The 14,192-nt window shown below is 47.2% G+C and carries 15 protein-coding genes; 9 read left to right on the forward strand and 6 right to left on the reverse strand.

The annotated features are described in order from the left end of the window. Positions 1-4 precede the first annotated feature (4 nt). From Q0340_RS06960 to Q0340_RS06990, 7 genes are all read left to right on the forward strand, one after another. On the forward strand, positions 5-559 hold the full coding sequence (locus Q0340_RS06960) for a hypothetical protein (protein ID WP_298082708.1): 555 nt from the start codon (positions 5-7) through the stop codon (positions 557-559). Between the two features lie 156 nt (positions 560-715). Continuing rightward, positions 716-1,063 carry a hypothetical protein gene (locus Q0340_RS06965; protein WP_298082709.1) on the forward strand — a complete coding sequence of 116 codons (348 nt, stop codon included), beginning with the start codon at positions 716-718 and terminating at the stop codon, positions 1,061-1,063. A 376-nt stretch (positions 1,064-1,439) separates the two neighbouring features. Next, positions 1,440-1,787, forward strand: a complete 348-nt coding sequence (locus Q0340_RS06970; RefSeq protein WP_298082710.1) for a hypothetical protein — start codon at positions 1,440-1,442, stop codon at positions 1,785-1,787. Positions 1,788-1,849: 62 nt separating this feature from the next. Next, positions 1,850-2,563: a hypothetical protein gene (locus Q0340_RS06975; protein WP_298082711.1), complete on the forward strand. Its 714-nt coding sequence runs from the start codon at positions 1,850-1,852 to the stop codon at positions 2,561-2,563. Positions 2,564-2,647: 84 nt separating this feature from the next. Then, positions 2,648-3,073: an ecotin family protein gene (locus tag Q0340_RS06980; protein ID WP_298082712.1), complete on the forward strand. Its 426-nt coding sequence runs from the start codon at positions 2,648-2,650 to the stop codon at positions 3,071-3,073. A 184-nt stretch (positions 3,074-3,257) separates the two neighbouring features. Next, positions 3,258-3,959, forward strand: a complete 702-nt coding sequence (locus Q0340_RS06985) for a YbaK/EbsC family protein (protein ID WP_298082713.1) — start codon at positions 3,258-3,260, stop codon at positions 3,957-3,959. A 201-nt stretch (positions 3,960-4,160) separates the two neighbouring features. Continuing rightward, entirely contained in the window at positions 4,161-4,778 is a 618-nt protein-coding gene (locus Q0340_RS06990) for a hypothetical protein (RefSeq protein WP_298082714.1), read from the forward strand. Between the two features lie 463 nt (positions 4,779-5,241). Here the strand turns inward: Q0340_RS06990 and Q0340_RS06995 are convergent, their stop codons facing one another. Beyond that, a complete protein-coding gene (locus Q0340_RS06995) occupies positions 5,242-5,532 on the reverse strand; it encodes a DUF5339 domain-containing protein (RefSeq protein ID WP_291936556.1) in 291 nt (96 codons plus the stop codon). A 338-nt stretch (positions 5,533-5,870) separates the two neighbouring features. Beyond that, the gene (gene hisD, locus Q0340_RS07000) at positions 5,871-7,160 is read right to left on the reverse strand and encodes a histidinol dehydrogenase (protein ID WP_298082715.1); all 1,290 of its coding nucleotides are present in this window, start codon (positions 7,158-7,160) and stop codon (positions 5,871-5,873) included. A 147-nt stretch (positions 7,161-7,307) separates the two neighbouring features. Between hisD and Q0340_RS07005 the strand changes: the two genes are divergently transcribed. Then, on the forward strand, positions 7,308-8,783 hold the full coding sequence (locus tag Q0340_RS07005) for an SEL1-like repeat protein (protein ID WP_298082716.1): 1,476 nt from the start codon (positions 7,308-7,310) through the stop codon (positions 8,781-8,783). A gap of 321 nt (positions 8,784-9,104) precedes the next feature. Here Q0340_RS07005 and Q0340_RS07010 read toward each other — a convergent pair whose 3' ends face one another. Genes Q0340_RS07010 through Q0340_RS07025 form a run of 4 tightly spaced genes read right to left on the reverse strand, consistent with a single transcriptional unit; the run spans position 9,105 to position 13,293 of the window. Then, positions 9,105-10,127: an OmpA family protein gene (locus Q0340_RS07010; RefSeq protein WP_298042535.1), complete on the reverse strand. Its 1,023-nt coding sequence runs from the start codon at positions 10,125-10,127 to the stop codon at positions 9,105-9,107. Beyond that, on the reverse strand, positions 10,114-11,403 hold the full coding sequence (locus Q0340_RS07015) for a MotA/TolQ/ExbB proton channel family protein (protein WP_298082717.1): 1,290 nt from the start codon (positions 11,401-11,403) through the stop codon (positions 10,114-10,116). The genes Q0340_RS07010 and Q0340_RS07015 overlap by 14 nt, the downstream gene beginning before the upstream one ends. Position 11,404: 1 nt before the next feature. Next, the gene (gene fbaA, locus Q0340_RS07020) at positions 11,405-12,469 is read right to left on the reverse strand and encodes a class II fructose-bisphosphate aldolase (protein ID WP_298082718.1); all 1,065 of its coding nucleotides are present in this window, start codon (positions 12,467-12,469) and stop codon (positions 11,405-11,407) included. Positions 12,470-12,483: 14 nt separating this feature from the next. Continuing rightward, positions 12,484-13,293: a peptidyl-prolyl cis-trans isomerase gene (locus tag Q0340_RS07025; RefSeq protein ID WP_291936539.1), complete on the reverse strand. Its 810-nt coding sequence runs from the start codon at positions 13,291-13,293 to the stop codon at positions 12,484-12,486. A 105-nt stretch (positions 13,294-13,398) separates the two neighbouring features. Between Q0340_RS07025 and nth the strand changes: the two genes are divergently transcribed. Beyond that, positions 13,399-14,034: an endonuclease III gene (gene nth / locus Q0340_RS07030; protein WP_298082719.1), complete on the forward strand. Its 636-nt coding sequence runs from the start codon at positions 13,399-13,401 to the stop codon at positions 14,032-14,034. Positions 14,035-14,192 lie beyond the last annotated feature (158 nt).

Here is a 14,192-nt window from a genome sequence, read left to right on the forward strand (position 1 = left end):
TCCTATGAATGAGCCTTATATCGTTAAAATTTCAGATAGCGACGCGATAATGTTCGGCTGCGAAGCGGACGAGCGGGTGCGCGAATTTGCCGCTAAATTTGACGGCCAGGAGTACGAAAGCGAGTTTGAGCAGATATACTATCTGCTCGGCACGGACGTTTTTATCGAGGTCGCGAGCGAGAGCTTAAATGAAGGCGCCTTGCGCACTCAAATTCCAAACGAAAAGGCTTTGGACGCTGACGGCGGCACGACGTTTTTGAGCCTGCGCGAGTGGGACGGCAAGGAACACTGGCGGGTTCGCGCGAGCGGTGAAATTTTACGCGCCATCAGCGAGGATGAGGACGGCGGCGCGGCGTATCTGCTCCTTAGCCCAAAACAGATCGCCGCAGAGGAGCTGCGAGGCGCCTTTGCGGACAAGCCGCCGCAGGAATTTGCGCGCATTATCGAGGCTCTCGAAGCCAAATACGACTGCAAAGACCGAATGCTCTGCTACGTCGTTTGCTATTTTACGCCAAAGGGCAAAGAGGGGATGCAGGCGGACTTCGGCGTACAAATTTAAAGCGCGGCGGATTAAATTTAAAATTTGCCTGCGCAGCGCGCTTACGCCGAATAGCGAAAGTTTGATCTTGCGTGCAAAACCTGCGCCGCATGAGTGCAAACAAAATTTAAGCGATAAAATTTAAACAGCCGCGATGAGCGAAATGGAGGGGGCAAAATGATAAAATCCATAAAATTTAGGGGCGAAAGCATCGAGGAGCTGGAGGTTTGGTATTACGCTCCAAAGCACGAATGCAGCGCGGCGGAGTTCGCGCAGCAGTGCGGCAAGCTCGTGCGCGCGGACTTTGGGCTCGCTTCCCTTTACGAGATAAAATTTGAAAAATTCAAGTCCTGCGAGCCCGATGATTTTATGAAGGAGCGGATAACGGCTGCTTTGAGCGCGGTCGGTCTATCAGGCGAGCCTCAAAATTTCGCAATGGGTGGCGAAAACGACTGGGACTGGCAGGAGTGCTCGTTTGAGGCGAACGGACAGCGATTTTTACGCGTCTGGGCAACGTCAGCTTGATAAATTTAGCCCCGCTAGCGGGCTTTGAGGCGAAGTACGAGTTTTTAAAATTTAAAGTTTCAAGCGGCGCATACCGTCGCGCCGAAACGCATTTCATCGAGCCTTAAATTTTAAAATTTCGGTCGCGAGCTTTCGGATTTTAAAATTTAAACGGCGCTGTGCTTTGAGGTGCAGCGCGAATTTTACGGCGCGGTAAAATAGCAGCGCAAACGATAAAACGGCGCTCGCTAAGTAGAATTTTATAAAAGGTGAATGCGGCTCGCCGTATTTAGGACGCAAAAAGCTTAAACGGGCTTAGGAAGTAAATTTCGATCTAAATTTAGGCGAGGCGCCAAAAATTTTAAAATTTAAACGCAAGGAGTGAAAAATAGATGTTTTGCAGAGTTTTGGGCAGGAGTATGTGCGGCAGGTAAGAGACGGGTCGCTGGCGTGGCTAGACGCGGTCATGAGCGGGCGGATGAAAGGCGCGCGGTGCGAGCGGCTGTATGCATCGATAGCGGAGTTTTCGCCGCGGCAGAGGGAGGCGCTAAGGACGCTTTGCGCGCATCTTACCGATCACGTCCTGCATGAGACGCTAAGCTTTTTCGAGCAAAGTGAGCGCTGGCGGCTTGCGGACGAGGCGAGCGAAAATCTAGCCGAGCTCTCGGACGGGCTTTGTGGCGAGCTCTACGGCGAGGACGGCTGGGTCGAAAAATTTAGCGGCTATCCCGCGAGCCTGAAATAATGCCCTACGGATTACGTGCTTGAGCGCCCTGTTTTGAGCCAAAATTTATTTGAAGGGAAAATATGAAAAACCTATTTTTAGCCGCGCTTGCGGCATTAGCGCTTAGCGGCTGCGCGGGCTTAAAATGCGGCGCAAAAGACGAGCGAGACGTCGCCGAGATCGACGTGCCCGAAGATGGCTGGACGAGATACCTAGGCACCGACGGCGAGATCAAGGAGGTCGCATTTTTCACGGCGTTTTTCTCCAAGCAGTTCCGCCCGCACCCAAAAGATGGCGAAAAGATCGGCTTCGTGCTTACCAAAAAGAGTGACGAACGGATACCGATAAGGCTCGGCAATATGTATAAGGCGGCAGACGGCGCATTCGCGCTCGCGGATCTTGACGCGCAGAGCGACGTATGGGGCGGAGCCCGGGAGCTGCGCAGAGCAAAACGGGTAAAATTTTATAAATTTCAAGAAGGCAGCGTCAAAGTAACGGACTATGAGGCGCAAGGCGGGCTTTGCGAGGCGTTTTACGCAGGCGAAAAGATACGCGTCAAAAGCGTGCTAAGCCGCCACGCGAGCAAGGCAGACGGGGCTAGCGGCGAAATTTCCACCGTGCAAACGCAGGGCGAAATTTCGCGCGACGCCGTCAAAGCTTTAAACTCGCGGGAAAAACCCTTGCCGCAAGGCTCTAGCAAAAATTTAGCGAACAAAAATAGCTCCGCGCAAAAAACCGATAGCGAGGCGTTAAAATCAGAGACGGAGGCGTTAAAAGACATCATCTGCTATAGATAAAAACAAAGTCGATTGAAATTTCAGTTTAATGAGTAAAAATTTTGCTAAAATTTTAAATAAAAATATCTTTTCAAGGAGTAAAGTATGAGAAAAAGCGTTTTATTTTTCCTATTGCCGCTGTTTTTGTTCGGCGGCGAGGCGCAAAAGCAGCTAAACGTCTTTGAGCTAACGCCGTCAAAGATGCCGCCGCAGCAGTTTAAGGTCGAAGCGGTCTTTTCCAAAGAGATCGAAGCCGACTGCAACGACGCGTATCTGATCGGCGGCAAAATAGAGCAAAAAGAAGGCTCGGACGGGCTTTATTACGAGTTTAGCGGCGGCAACGAGCTTGCTCAAACGCTGATGCTGTGTAAAACCGAGAAGCAAAAAAAATGGGTCTATTATGAGCTTGGAGCGCCTTTTTTCTACACTCCGGGCGAAATTAGAATTTTGGCGCCCAAAGACGTCAAGGTCGAGCTTAAAATTTACGAGCTCGTAGAGAGCAAAGAGCCTAAAATCCGCAAGATGAAATAATTTCGCAAGAAGCAGGGCGGACCGAGCTTATACGTGACGGAATTTCCGCCATGCAATAGATCTTTCATCGCGCAATGGGCTTGCGCGCAGGCGAGATAAATTTTACGGCGAAGAATGGAATTTCGGCATCGATGGGTCGTTTGGTTAAAATTTCAGTATAATTTCGCAAAAACAAGGAGAGAGCATGTCAGAGAGAATTTTTGAAAGCCTAAAAGAGCTTTTGACGCAGCAGGGGGCGCGCTTCCGCGTCGTAGCTCACGAAAGCGCGGGCACATCCGCTGAAGTCGCCAAAATCCGCGGCACGCAGCTAGGACAGGGCGCAAAGGCGCTGGTTTGCACGATCAAGGGCTTTAAGGACGGGCAAATTTCTTTCGCGCAAAATTTAAATTTAGCAAACGTCTATGACGCGCAAAACCCCGACGCTTCCGCCGCTGCGAGCGCTCAAGGCTGCGAAAACGGCGCCTGCGCAGGAAATTTAACTTTAACCGCCGATCAAATTTGCGCAAACGTGCCGCAGCAGCTGAAGCTTCCTAGCGACAAACCCGCGGGCAGAAACGGCAGGATCTACGTCCTAGCGGTCTTCGCAGCCGATCATAAAACCGATCTAAAGCGCTTGGCGCAGGGGCTCGGCGGCACAAAAGCGTCGCTCGTAAGCCCCGATGAAGTGGGCGATCTCACGGACTGCGTCATCGGCTCGGTGCCGCCGTTTAGCTTCCACGACAAACTGCTGCTAATCGCTGATCCGTCGCTGTTCGGACGCTTTGAAGAGATAGCTTTCAACGCGGGCCTGCTCGATCACTCGATCATCCTAAACGCGCAGGATTACGCGCGCATCGCAGCTCCGCGCATCGTTAGCTTCACCGAAGAGGCGCAGGACGGCGAATAGCCGCGCATCGTCCGTTTCACCTAAGAGGAAGATTCGGATTAAATTAACCCAAAAGCAAGGGCAAAATAGAAAAAGATGGCTAAGGATGGCTGTAAAAGCGACGCTTTGATTTTTGATCTTTTTTCTTCATATTAATAAGGCTTTAAAATTTTCAGTATGATTAGGAGAAAAGGGATCACGACCGAAACAAGGGGGAATGCTATGAAGAAGGTGTGGATATTTTTGCTGTGCCTACTTGCGCTATGCGGCATGGAAAATGCCGCGGCTAAGGGAGACGATGCGCCGCGACCGGAGATTTATCAGAGTATGAAAGATATTTACGACGATCTGCCGATCGCGCAACTGCCGATACGCTATCCGGGAGAAATTTCGCCCTTAGCGGCTATCGATAAAAATTTACTTGATAAAAATGAGCTGTTTTCGTTCGCAAAGGAGAATTTTTTAATCGACAATCTAAGCGCGTATTGGGAGAGGATCAAAGACATAAGGGCTTGTCGTTTGCCAAAAAAGAGCGCCAAAACAATTCTGCTAAGGCTTTATCTGAGGGATTTTCAAGATAGCAAGCACGGGCACGAATATGTTTTTATGTGCCTTTTAAACGACGCATTTCGCATAAGCGATTGTCGCGAAATTTACGCCGATTACGTGCACTGCGGTAAAAGCAAGCCGCCGATGCGCGCCAAGCAGGAGTTCGTCATCGACGCCGATTTACGCTGCACAGTAACAACGTACTACTATACTTTAGATAGCGATAAAGAGCTGCACAGAAATGTCTGCGTGCACGAAATACAAAACGGCACGATCGTTACTAAGGATTAAAATCCAAGGCGATCTTGCGAGATGTTTTTGGTCGTAAAGCCGTAAATTCATAAGCAGAGCCGCAAACTGAGACGCGAATTTGCTCTATCTATGAGCCCAGCTATTTCAAATCGCGATAAAATGACGCCTCAAACCGAGCCTGCATTCGTCATATTGATGAGGCGCTGTTTCGAGCCGCGCCAAAACGGCTCGTAAATCTTTGGTACTCCGCAGCGCCCCACTAAGATGCGTCGCCTTGCGGAGCATTTTAACGACGACGAGCGCTTTATTGGTTTTGACTTCCTGCAATAAGCTAAATATCAAATCTGAAATTCTTAGCAAGCCCTGAAAGCAACGAGGATAAAACATCCAAATTTTAAAATTTTAAAATTTTAAAAATAAAAGTGTGAGTTTAAAAAGAATTAATCGCGACGATATCACATCGCCGCGACTGAAGAAGGCATCATCGTGCCCGCGAAGGTATTTATTTCATAGCGCCTTGTTGTTTCATCTGATCCATCATCTGCTTAAATATCTCTTTAGCTTGTTTGCAAGTGGCCTCTTGCTGCTCCTTAGGAAGTGCGCTGATCTGATCCATAGACTGCTTTTTTTGATCCTCATACATCTTGACCTGCTGCTCTTGACCCGCTTGTTTGTAGGTATCAACCATCTTATCAAGATCTGCGAAATACTCTTTGCAGCTATCTGAAAGATCTGCGGCGCTAAGACTTAGCGCAAAGCCAAAACTAGCCAAAACTAAAAGTGATTTTTTCATTTTTCTCTCCTTGTAAAAAATCAGCGAAAGTATATCATTTCGCTTAGTAAATTTGCCTTAAATTTTAATCAAATACGGCTGTTTTTTTAAATTTATAGCGCTTTTGAAATTTTAAAATTTCACTCTCGCCGCGACGCTTACATTTTTTAAAATTTAACTCGTTCTTAAATTTTAAAATTTCGACTCTCGGTTTCGCAACTGCCGCCGGTGCTTTTTAAAATTTCGCTTCGCAATTTTTAAGCTGTATGCGCAAACCGCCTTAAGCCATATGCGGGTAAATTTAAGCCCTGAGCCGCTTTTTTAAAATTTCATTTCGTAATTTCGTTACCGCCGCAAAATCACTTCTCTTCAAATCTAATCTGCACCGATTTTTTGTGCGCGCCGAGCCCCTCGGCATCCGCTAGCGCCATGCACGCGCCTCCGAGCTCGTCTATGGCGCGCTTATTTAGCGCTATGATCGAGCTTCGTTTGATGAAGTTATAAACCCCCAGAGGCGAGAAAAATCGCGCGCTTCCGCCGGTCGGCAGCGTGTGGTTGGGACCTGCGAGGTAATCGCCCATCGCTTCGGGCGTGTAGTGGCCCAAAAATATCGCGCCTGCGTGGCGTATGCGCGGAAGCAGCTCGTAGGCGTTCTCGGTCGCGATCTCGAGGTGCTCGACCGCAAGCTCGTTCATCAACTCTACGCACTCGTTCATATCGCGCGCGATGATGATTGCGCCCTTGTTTTGGATGCTGGCGCGAGCAATCGGTTCACGCGCGAGTGTAGGCAACTCGCGCTCGATGTGCTCTGCGACGGCAAGAGCGAATTTTTCATCGTCGCTTATCAAAAAGCTGCTCGCGATCTCGTCGTGCTCGGCTTGGCTGAGTAGATCCACGGCGATGTTGCGCGGATTTGCCGCGGCGTTTGCGATGATGCCCACTTCGCTAGGGCCCGCGATCATATCGATATTTACGTCGCCGAACACGAGCTTTTTAGCAGTCGCTACGAAGATATTCCCAGGGCCCGTGATAACGTCGACCTTGCCGATCGTGCGCGTGCCGTATGCCATCGCCGCGATCGCGCTGGCGCCGCCCACCTTGTAGGCCTTTTTGATCCCCAGCACATGCATCGCCGCAAGCAGTAGCTCGTTTACGACGCCGCCCACGGCGGGAGTGCAGACGCTGATATCCTCCACGCCCGCGACGATTGCGGGGATCGCGTTCATCAGAAGTGAGCTCGGATACGCCGCCTTGCCACCCGGGATATACAGCCCCGCGCGATCCACGGGCGTGATCTTTTGCCCGAGCATCGCGCCGCTTGGATCGAAGCTAAACCAGCTCCTCTCAAGCTGTTTTTCATGATAAGCGTAGATGCGCTCGTATGCGATCTGAAGCGCGTTTTTTAGCTCTGCGGTTAAGCCTTCATACGCGAGACTCATTTGCTCTTGTGTGATAGCCAAATCGCCCTGTACGCGCCATCTGTCAAATTTCTCTATCTGTTCAGCTAGCGCCTCATCGCCGCGCGCTCTGATATCTTCGATGATGCCGCTTACGACGGGCATTACCGATCTCATATCCGTCTCGCCGCGGCGCACCAGCCTTGCAAACTCCTCTTTGAAATTTGCCTTCGTACTTTTTAAAATTTTCATTTTTGCTCCTTGTAATGCTTGGAATTTTAACGCTTTTTGCTAAATTTCGCCTTTAAGCTCGCGGCGATGTAAATTTACAGCTCGCCGATTTTCAAAAGATTAAGCGAAAATGAAATAAAATAGCCGAAATTTCAGACGGAGCGATGTATGAAAAAGATATTTTTAGCGCTGATCGCTACGGCGACTTTATCGCTAGCAGAAGCCACAGCTTTGTCATCAACGGAACAAGAGGATCCCGGTATAAGCAAGTTGCGAAGCAAATGCGATAATAACAACACCTTAGCATGCGTAAATCTCGCCATGGCATACTATTCAGGGGATGGTGTGAAGCAGGATTATGAGAAAGCAAAAGAGCTAAATTCTAAAGCCTGTAATTTGGGCGACGGCTGGGGTTGCACCACCTTAGGGGCGTCATACGAATACGGCAAGGGCGCAGAACAAGATTATAAAAAAGCGACCGAACTATATTCTAAGGCCTGCGACTTAAAAAATAGCATAGCTTGCGGCAATCTGGGTGTTTTATACTACTCAGGCAAAGGAGTAAAGCAAGATTACAAAAAAGTAACCGAAATGCTTTCCAAAGCTTGCGATTTGCAAGAAGGTGACGGATGCTACAATCTCGGGCTTTTATATGCCTCGGGCGAAGGCGTAAAGCAGGATTATAAAAAAGCGAGCGAGCTATATTCTAAAGCTTGCGATTTAAAACATGGCGAAAGCTGTCATAATCTTGGAGTTTTATACGAAAAAGGAGATGGCAGCGTAAAGCAAGACTACCAAAAAGCAAATCAATTCTATTCTAAGGCCTGCGATTTAGAAGTTACCGAAGGATGTTACAATCTTGGAGCTTCATACTATTTAGGCAATCATACAAAGCAGGACTATAAGAAAGCAAATGAATTGTTTTCTAGGACTTGTGATTTAGGATATAGCATAGGATGCTATGCTCTAGGGTTTTGGTATGCCTCAGGCGAAGGCATAGAACAAGACTTTGAAAAAGCAATAAATTTATATTCTAGAGCTTGCGATTTGGGGCATAACACAGGATGCTATAATCTAGGAGTTTTGTATAGTTCCAGCGAAGGTGTAAAGCGGGACTATAAGAAAGCGAACGAACTATATTCCAAAGCTTGCAATTTGGGGAACGGGCTAGGATGTAGTGATCTAGGAGTTTTATATGAACAAGGGGAAGTCATAGAGCAAAACTATAACAAAGCAAATGAGCTATATTCTAAAGCTTGCGATTTGGATGTCGGTGAAGGTTGCAATAGTCTCGGGGTTCTATATGAGTCTGGTAAAGGTGTAAAACAAGACTTTGAAAAAGCAAAAGACCTGTATTCTAAAGCTTGCAATCTTGGAGATGGACTAGGATGTGTCAACTTAGGAGCTTTATATGAACAAGGAAAAGGTGTAAAACAAGATTACCAAATAGCAAATAAATTATTTTCCAAGGCTTGTGATTTAGAAATTGCCGAAGGGTGCAATAATCTTGGATATTTATATGAATCCGGCAAAGGGGTAAAAAAAGATAAGAGTATGGCGAAAAAATACTATGGTAAAGCCTGCGATCTAGGGATTAAGCGCAGTTGCTACACCTATAAAAAACTAAACGAGCAAGGTTTTTAACCTATATAAATTTTAAGTCGCTCTTGAGCCTGCTTAAATTTGCGGCTTAAATTTAAAGGTCTAAATTTAAACCATATTATCCGCGCGGCGGTACTAAAAGCGCGCAAAATGCGCGGACTTAAAATTTAAACCCATTCCCGCCGCGGCAGATGCTGCGTAAGCGGTGTATAAAATTTAGTGAGCCGCCAAATTACGACGACATTCGCGTCAAAATAAAAGGATGCGTTCCGTCGCCGCTGAAATTTCAAGCAAGTCGCGAATTAGTTAAGAATTTTAAAATTTTAAGCTCTCTTTTTGCAGGTTAAAATTTCGAACGAACTACTAATTCGTAGCGTTCGCGTCGAACTGCAAAAATTTCCTGATCTCCTCCATCGCCTCTTTGTTTGAAAGGGTAAATTTTATCTCGATGCGGCGGCTAGCGTCCTTGTCCTCGACGCCTCTGCGCATCACGGGCTGCGTGTAGCTACGACCGCTAGCGATGAGATATTTTTGCAACCGCTCATCTTTATTCCACGAGTTGATGAAATCCATCACCGCAAACGCCCTGTTTTGCGAGAGCTCGAGGTTGTACAAATACCCGCCGTCGCTGTCCGTGTGCCCCTCGATGATGATCTGATCTAAATTTTCGCGAATTTCGTCGTTATTCAAAAGCGCGGCGAAATAGCTCTGCAGCGTCGAGCGGAGCGTCTCTTTGGCGCCCTCTTTCAGCTCGCTTGAGCCTTTGTCAAAAAGGATCGACGAGCTTAGCGTCATCGCGCCGCTTTCGTTATCGATGCGGATCTTGCCGCCCAGCTTCTCCTTCAGATCGGCGATGATCTTAACCTTCATTCCGGTTAGGTTGCGGATGCGGTTTTTCGTGACGTTGAGGTCTTGTAAAATTTTATTAAAATCGCTCTCCTTCTTCGTGAGCTGATCGAGCAAAAAGGCGATTTTAAGTTCGTTTTGGCTGATCGTAGCGTTGGCGTCGTCGCGCGCTTTTTGCAGAAGCGAGTTGATGTCTAAATTCTCTTTTTTCAGCTTCTCAGCCATCTCGGTTAGATCTTCGATCTGTATGAAATAGATGGAATTTTGCTTGCGAAGGTCGGTGTTTTCGATGTTTAGCTTCTCGAGCTGATCGCTAAAAATTTTATTCAGCGCTTCAAGCTCGGCGCTTTTTTTCTCCTGACTTTGCAGGCTTGCTAGCGCGCTTGAAATTTGACTTTCTTTCTCCTGCAGGTTGCTTTGCGTGAGGAAGTATTTGACGATGATGCCGCCTACTAAAAGCACGAAAACAAAAAGCAGTCCCGCCATCAAATCGGCGTACGCAATCCAAAAGGTCTCTTTTTCTTCGTTATTCGTTTTCATCTAAAAGTGCTTTTTCATCGATGCTCGCAAGCGTTTTGCGAAGCTCTTCGATGATGCTTTCGTTGCTCGTTCGCGCAGTGTCCTCTCCAGCTAAAAGTGCCTTCAAATCCGCGCTTAGCCCCCTAAAGCTAGCGTCAATTTTAGCGGCGTAAGCATTCTGCGAACTTGAAATTTCGCCCGCAAACCCGCCCAAGGAGGCATTTAGGCTCTTGATTTGAGCGCTTAATGCACTCGTAATGTTAGCCAGCTCGCCTTGCCCGTCCGTTAAAGTTTTAGACTGGCTTAGATACTGCGCGGAAATTCCGTTTTGAATTTCGATTAGGCTTGCAGACACGGACTTGAGCGCAGATAAAATTTGAGCGAAGCTCTTATCTAACTCGCCGTGAGCGAGATTTGTCCTTTGGATCATCTCGCCTGCTTTTTCAAGCTCTTCTTGTGTAATCGCCATACTTCGCTTCTCAGCTTCCATCACGCTTTCAAAAGCGCCGATTTTTTCATCGATTAGGCGGTTTAGCCTTTCGGTAAAATTCGTAGAGCTCATCATCGCAAATGAGCGCGAAATTTCAGAATTAGCGTTTAAAATTTCGCTCAGATAGCCCTGCGTGATCTCGTCTTTGTTCCAGAAGAAATTTTTAGTGGAATTTTTGTATTTGATGAGCAGGCGCTCATATTTGCTGATGCCCTTTTTCTCAAAATATATCCACCAAAGCGCCAAAAAGATTCCATAGATCGAGACGTAAAATGCTGTACCTACGCCGCCTAGAAGCTGCGCGATCTCGGTTTCTAGCCCATCGATATTGCTTGAGGAAAAGTGTGGCATCGAAATCGCAATCGAGATGAAAGTTCCTAAAATTCCAAGCATCGGAAAGACTGCCGACGCGACGGAAGCGTAGTTTTGATTACGCAGCGAGTAGCCGTATTCGTCCACAAAAAGATCAAAGCTAGCATCGGATTTTTTCTTACCGCCAATACTTAAGAGATTGGCGACGATGTAATTTTTCAGCTCGCGCTTGAAGTCATCGATATTATTTTGAAAATTTAAGCAGCCATATTCTGCATTATGACGAGCTAAAATTAGTGCAATAATGAGCAAAACCGCAAGCATCAGGATCGAGTGCGTTTCTACCTTCAGCCCGATAAGCCCCAAATAGCCCAGCAAAAACACCACAAAAACCGCAATCGGCAGAGCTGCGATCTTAAAAAAAACGCCCGCTAACGAGCGCTCCTTCGCCTCAGGTAGCGTGATATCGAGCACTTCGTTATTTGGGCGATCCATATTAGTTCCTATTTAGGCAATTTAGATTGTCAAATGCGACCTGCAAGCGCGCCACCATACTCTGCTCGCCTGCCCTCAGCCACTTGCGAGGATCGTAGAATTTTTTATTCGGTTTATCCTCACCTTCCGGATTGCCAATTTGAGCCTGCAAATAGCCGTGATTTTTGGCCTCATAAGCGCGCACGCCGTCCCAAAACGCCCACTGCGTGTCAGTGTCGATATTCATCTTAACGACGCCGTAGCTCACGGCCGCCTTGATATCGGAGGTCTCGCTGCCACTGCCGCCGTGAAAGACGAAATTTACAGGCTTTTCGGATTGCAGATTAAATTTTTCGCGGACGAATTTTTGCGAATTTTTTAGAATTTCAGGTCTCAGCACGACATTACCCGGCTTATACACGCCGTGCACGTTGCCAAAGCTTGCTGCGATGCTAAATCTATCGCTGATTTTGCCAAGTCGCTCGTAGGCGAGTGCGACATCTGCGGGCTGGGTGTAAAGCCGCGCGTTATCGACGCCGGTATTATCGACGCCATCCTCTTCGCCGCCTGTAACGCCAAGCTCGATCTCAAGCGAAATTCCAAGATCGCTTAAAATTTCCAAATACTTCTCGCAGGTCGCTAAATTTAACTCCAAATCATCCTCGCTAAGATCGAGCATGTGCGAGCTAAAAAGCGGCACGCCGTGAGCTTTTTTATGAGTGGTATTAGCTTTGATAAGCTCGTCGATCCACGGGAGCAGCTTCCTTGCGGCATGATCGGTATGTAAAATCACCGCAACGCCGTAATGAGCCGCCAAAGCATGCACTTGATGCGCGCCTGCGATAGCGCCTAAAACTGCGGCATTAGGGCAAGTAGCGCCTGCGTAAAACGCCGCGCCGCCGTTGCTAAACTGAATTATTACGGGCGAATTTGCGATTTTAGCGCTTTCCAAGACGGCGTTTATGGAGTTGCTCCCCACTACGTTTACCGCAGGGATCGCAAAGCCCTGCTGCTTCGCATACGCATAGACCTTACTTACGTCATCGCCGCTTAAAACGCCCGGTTTTACTATATCTAAAACGCCCATTTTTAGCTCCTATATTATTTATACTCGATTTTAGCGTTTTTGTGAAGATCTGCCGCTTTTTGCTCGACTACTTTTGCCGCTTTTTGCTGTCTAAGCACGCGCTCAATAAAAGGCTTTGCCTCGCTTTGACTTAACTGCTTTTTAGCTTGAGACTCCTCTTTTAACACGACGTGATATCCGACTCTGCTTCTAATCGCTTTAGTAGTGATTTGACCATCTTTTATCTTAGAGATCGCATCGGCAAAAGGCTTGACCTGATCGCTAGGCATCCAGCCTAGCTCGCCGCCGGTTTGTTTAGCCTGCGGATCGATAGATTTAGCTTTGGCAAGCTCTGCAAATTTAGTAAATAGTGCACTGTCGCTAAGCCCTTTTAACTGCTTAATAATATCGTTTGCCTCAGCTTCGGTTTTAACGACGATCTGAGCCGCTTTGATTCTCGCAGGCTCGGTAAAGCGCGCTTTGTTTTTGTTATAAAAATCAGCTATTTCTTTATCATCAATATTTATTTTGCTGGCTTCTTTAGCCTGCCATACACGAAGCGCTAAGTTATCTTTTACGATTTCAAGCTCTTTTTTATAAACATCTTCGTCCATAACGCCCGATTTTTTAGCTTCATCCGTTAGCAGCATCAGATCGATGCCTTTATCGATAAGCTCCTTCTTTTGATCCGCGTTAAGAGCGGCGATATCTACATTGCCTATGCCTTGAAGTAGCGGAGCAAGCTCTTTTTCGGTTACGTCTTTGCCATTGACGGTAGCGTAAACGGTAGCGTTGAGGCTGATAGCAGCAGCCAAACTAAGTGCTGTAAATAAAACTTTTTTCATCACAATTCCTTAAAAAAATTTTAACGGCGATTATAACTCAAAGTTGTTAACAATCAAACTGTACTTTAGAATTTTAGGGTAGAATTCCGCCTTGAGGAAATGCAAATGAGAAGTAAAAAAGATATTTTAGAGATAAAAAAGAGAATTCTGCAAAACTTCGCGGAAGAGCGCAGTGAGTTGAAATTTAAAGACAACTATCAGCTTTTGGTCTGCGTGATGCTTAGCGCGCAGTGTACCGACAAGCGAGTAAATTTAATCACGCCGCGCTTTTTTGCGGAATTCCCTAGCGTTGCAGAGCTCGCAAAGGCTAATCTGGCAAGCGTAAAGCTGCTAATTAGCTCGTGCAATTTCTACAACAACAAAGCGGTAAATTTAATCAAAATGGCGCAGGCGGTAGTTCGCGACTTTGACGGCGTCGTGCCGCTTGATGAAGCGGGGCTAAAATCTCTTGCGGGCGTGGGGCAAAAGACCGCTCACGTCGTGCTTTTAGAGGGTGCGGGCGCAAACGTGATGGCGGTGGATACGCACGTCTTTCGCGTCGCGCATCGCCTGGGGCTGAGCCGTGCAAAGACGCCCGAGCTTACAGAGCGCGATCTGAGCGAGGCTTTTAAGACGGATCTTGGCAAACTGCACCAAGGCATGGTGCTTTTCGGCCGCTACACCTGTAAAGCGATAAAGCCGAACTGCAAGGAGTGCTTTTTAAACGAGCTGTGCCACAGCAAGGATAAGAATTTTCCGTAAAATTTTAGCCTGCAAATGCGGGTTTAAATTTGACGGAATTTTAAAATTTTGACGCCTTGCTTAAAGCCGCTTTACGACAGATGTTCGGCTTATTATGGCGCGGAAAATTTAGATTGAAATTTTATAAACGCCTCTTTGGTTTTTATCTTTTAGAAAAA

Origin of the sequence: uncultured Campylobacter sp., from assembly GCF_938045595.1 — a bacterium.
In the GTDB taxonomy this organism is placed as follows: Bacteria; Campylobacterota; Campylobacteria; order Campylobacterales; family Campylobacteraceae; genus Campylobacter_B.

What these genes read in the sequence shown, in the direction of transcription:
- nth (WP_298082719.1), top strand. Translation starts at nt 13,399, where the DNA reads ATGAGAAGTAAAAAAGATATTTTAGAGATAAAAAAGAGAATTCTGCAA.
- Q0340_RS06990 (WP_298082714.1), top strand. Translation starts at nt 4,161, where the DNA reads ATGAAGAAGGTGTGGATATTTTTGCTGTGCCTACTTGCGCTATGCGGC.
- Q0340_RS06985 (WP_298082713.1), top strand. Translation starts at nt 3,258, where the DNA reads ATGTCAGAGAGAATTTTTGAAAGCCTAAAAGAGCTTTTGACGCAGCAG.
- Q0340_RS07015 (WP_298082717.1), bottom strand. Translation starts at nt 11,403, where the DNA reads ATGGATCGCCCAAATAACGAAGTGCTCGATATCACGCTACCTGAGGCG.
- fbaA (WP_298082718.1), bottom strand. Translation starts at nt 12,469, where the DNA reads ATGGGCGTTTTAGATATAGTAAAACCGGGCGTTTTAAGCGGCGATGAC.
- Q0340_RS07010 (WP_298042535.1), bottom strand. Translation starts at nt 10,127, where the DNA reads ATGAAAACGAATAACGAAGAAAAAGAGACCTTTTGGATTGCGTACGCC.
- Q0340_RS06965 (WP_298082709.1), top strand. Translation starts at nt 716, where the DNA reads ATGATAAAATCCATAAAATTTAGGGGCGAAAGCATCGAGGAGCTGGAG.
- Q0340_RS07005 (WP_298082716.1), top strand. Translation starts at nt 7,308, where the DNA reads ATGAAAAAGATATTTTTAGCGCTGATCGCTACGGCGACTTTATCGCTA.
- Q0340_RS06995 (WP_291936556.1), bottom strand. Translation starts at nt 5,532, where the DNA reads ATGAAAAAATCACTTTTAGTTTTGGCTAGTTTTGGCTTTGCGCTAAGT.
- Q0340_RS06980 (WP_298082712.1), top strand. Translation starts at nt 2,648, where the DNA reads ATGAGAAAAAGCGTTTTATTTTTCCTATTGCCGCTGTTTTTGTTCGGC.
- hisD (WP_298082715.1), bottom strand. Translation starts at nt 7,160, where the DNA reads ATGAAAATTTTAAAAAGTACGAAGGCAAATTTCAAAGAGGAGTTTGCA.
- Q0340_RS06960 (WP_298082708.1), top strand. Translation starts at nt 5, where the DNA reads ATGAATGAGCCTTATATCGTTAAAATTTCAGATAGCGACGCGATAATG.
- Q0340_RS07025 (WP_291936539.1), bottom strand. Translation starts at nt 13,293, where the DNA reads ATGAAAAAAGTTTTATTTACAGCACTTAGTTTGGCTGCTGCTATCAGC.
- Q0340_RS06975 (WP_298082711.1), top strand. Translation starts at nt 1,850, where the DNA reads ATGAAAAACCTATTTTTAGCCGCGCTTGCGGCATTAGCGCTTAGCGGC.